Origin of the sequence: Kitasatospora sp. NPDC001603 (assembly GCF_040298365.1) — a bacterium.
Classification (GTDB): Bacteria; Actinomycetota; Actinomycetes; order Streptomycetales; family Streptomycetaceae; genus Kitasatospora.
Map to the genome: position 1 here is coordinate 1 of NZ_JBEPAA010000173.1, position 2786 is coordinate 2786.

2 protein-coding genes are annotated in these 2786 nt (G+C 68.1%); both read right to left on the reverse strand.

Features of this window, described 5'->3' with window-relative positions:
* Positions 1–1121 precede the first annotated feature (1121 nt).
* Positions 1122–1595: an NUDIX domain-containing protein gene (locus tag ABT263_RS38615; protein WP_352298602.1), complete on the reverse strand. Its 474-nt coding sequence runs from the start codon at positions 1593–1595 to the stop codon at positions 1122–1124.
* 287 nt (positions 1596–1882) lie between these two features.
* Complete coding sequence (locus ABT263_RS38620; RefSeq protein ID WP_352298605.1) at positions 1883–2209, reverse strand: hypothetical protein; 327 nt, start codon at positions 2207–2209, stop codon at positions 1883–1885.
* Positions 2210–2786: the final 577 nt, after the last annotated feature.

Below are 2786 nucleotides of genomic sequence, written 5' to 3' on the forward strand. Positions count from 1 at the left end.
GCCCATGTCCTGTCCGTTCCGGCCGGCCAGAGCCCTCAGCCGGGCCCCGGCCAGCCTCCCAGATCACGGACTTACACGAACTTTCTGACACGCTCTCGAACGGGACCAGTCCCGAGCTGATCCGCTGTTCCGGGCCCGGGGCGGGGCGGTAGGGCGCGGGGCGGCCGGTGTGTGCGGCCGACCGCGGGCAGGGCGGCCGGGGCAGAATCGGTGCGGTGCGCGCCGCTCCCCATTGCCTGCGGCGCGCACCCTTCTACTGCCCGAGGCGGGCAGGGCAGTTCGGTCAGCGGCGACGGCAGCAGCTGTGGTGGCGCGGCGCCGGGCAGGGCGCACCACGACCGTGCGGCGGGTCCGGGCAGCGGGCGGGGAGGGCGCTTCGGTGCGGGGCCGGTCCTGCGGCACGGGCGCGGGGGTGGGCGCCGGGCGGGCGGCCGCGCGCAGCTGGAGGTAGGCGCGGACGCGGCGGGCACCGTGGAGGCCGGCGCGGGTGGAGTAGAGGGCGTCGCACAGTTGCTGGGCCTGCGGGCCGGAGGGGTCGGCGAGTGCGGCGTGGAGGAACTGGGCGATGGAGTGAGAGAGCGGCACGGCGCGGCCCCTTCGGGTGAGGTGTGTCCTTCACCCCTTCCGGGTGCTCGGTGCGCAGTGGACAGGACCGCGCCGAGACCTGGTCGTATCGGGGCACTCCCCACCTGAGCACGGGGTCTTCGAAGTCCGATAATGCCGATCGCCCGCCAGGACGGGGGTGGGGAGGGCGGGCTGAGGCCCTCCTCCCGCCCTTGTTGGTAGGCGCGGCCCTGGGCCGCTCCTGCGCGGTGTCGCCTTCCCAGTCCCAGCGGAGCGGGTCGCCGGGGCGCGGCTCGTAGTGGGCGCGGCCGTCGGCTCCGTAGTGGCCCAGCGGGGTGATCAGCGCGGCCCCGCACTCCAGCATGTCGGCGTCCCAGCCGGTGACGTCGATCAACTGGCCGTCCAGCGGGCCGCCCACCAGCTTCCGGTACTCGCGCCCCGGCTCGGGACTGGGATCCTCGCCGGGTTCGGCGCCGTAGACCCGGCCGCGCAGCAGCTGCTCGTCGTGCTCGTCCATCAGGTCAGCGTGGTATCGCCGGCCGACAGCCCGCGGGCGATCAGCGCCACCGGAAGGTGGCGTCCGTCATCGCCTCCAGTAGGACCGGGGCGGCGGCCGCGGGCGGGGCCTGAGCGGTGACGGCGTCGACCAGGTGCTCGCCGACGTCCGGGTAGAGGTGAGTGCCAAGGTCGGCCGGGGCCAGCCAGAGGACCTCGGTGGTGTCCTCGGCGTCGAGCTCGACCAGGGCGACGTCCTCGGCGAACGCCTCCGACAGGTGAACGACGTGGACTAGGTGGCGGCGCAGGAACAGCCGGCTGTCTTCCGGGCGGGTGGTGGCCTGGTGCTGCTCGAACCGCGGGAGCGGGTCGATGTCGGCGGCGGCCAGGTCCAGGCCGAGCTCCTCCCGGATCTCGCGGCGCAGCGCGTCGACCGGCTGCTCGCCGACGGCAGGCAGGCCGCCGGGCAGTGAGTGCTGTACGCCGCCGGGGCGGTGACGGCGGATCACGCACACACGGCCGTCGGGGCGGGGCACCTCCCAAATGCCGGTATGCGAACAGGACCGCAGGTCGCCGTCGGTGGGACCTCCATCACATACGGAGGCCCCACCGAGACACCGGCTCGGAACGTCGCCAAGCGCTTCCCGCCCAGCTCATATGATGAGCCGGTTAACGGCTATTCCGATTGGGCCGCAGCGGCAGTTCCGCACATGATGCAGCCCGGGGAGCGCTGGGTGACCCCCGGCAAGAGTCGGGGGTCACCGCTGCAGGATCAGCGCGGCTTCACTTGATGTCGCGCTGGAACTACAAAAGGGGAGCCGCCTTAGTCTCCGGCAATATAGACGTAAGTGCCTGCTGCCTCGCTACAGCGGCGCAGTAGGATCTCTAGCCGCACCAACTGCGCATTATTCTTCCAGTCCGGAATTCTCTCAACCTCGACACGCGCGGCCGCACACTGCCGGAAGTCCAACAGCGTGTCCCCATAGAGGTCGATATCAAATAGGACAGGAAAGTCACTCTGAGAGAGAGATGAAATGGCGTCCATGAGTACGTCATCCTCATCCCAGAAGTATTCGGCAACCGTACGCCGTGACGAATCAGGGATCCTCAGATCGGGAATTTCGGAATGCCAGAAGACATCCAGACCCATAATTTCCCCTCCTGTTTCATCAAAACGGATAGGCGGTATTCACTCGCCCATTTGGATACAGAACGACCTTGATGCGAGTCTTTCGCACCCCTCTAGCATTATACCCAACCGTCCTATTGCCAAATTCATAAACATGAATATGGCCCGCCCTGCCACCGGTGTTCGGCTGAGCCGGAGACTTCTTAATAGCAGTCTTGATCATTCGCTTGATAGTCCGCGAATTCTGTGTGGCGAACTTTGACTTTCCAGCCCATTGCGGATCCGCCCGGGACACGTGGCGGGGGAAGATATGGGCGAGGTAGCGGCTGCCGTCAAGGGGAGCCTTCGAGCAGTTGTGGACCACGACGCCGGCGCCCGTGCTGCGCACCGTGTAAGTGTGCCGATTTCCGACATTAAGGTTAACCTCCGTGTTTCGGTTGGGGTTGGCTGAGCTGGGTTGATCTTCCGGGTCGGTCGTGATGAGGCTGCTGTCGAGGAACGGTCATACTGAGGGCCCGACGCGGGGTCGGGTGCTCCTGAGGTCCTCGGGTCGTGGGTGGTCAGTGGCGGTTCGTCGGGTCAGGTGGCCGGTCGGGGC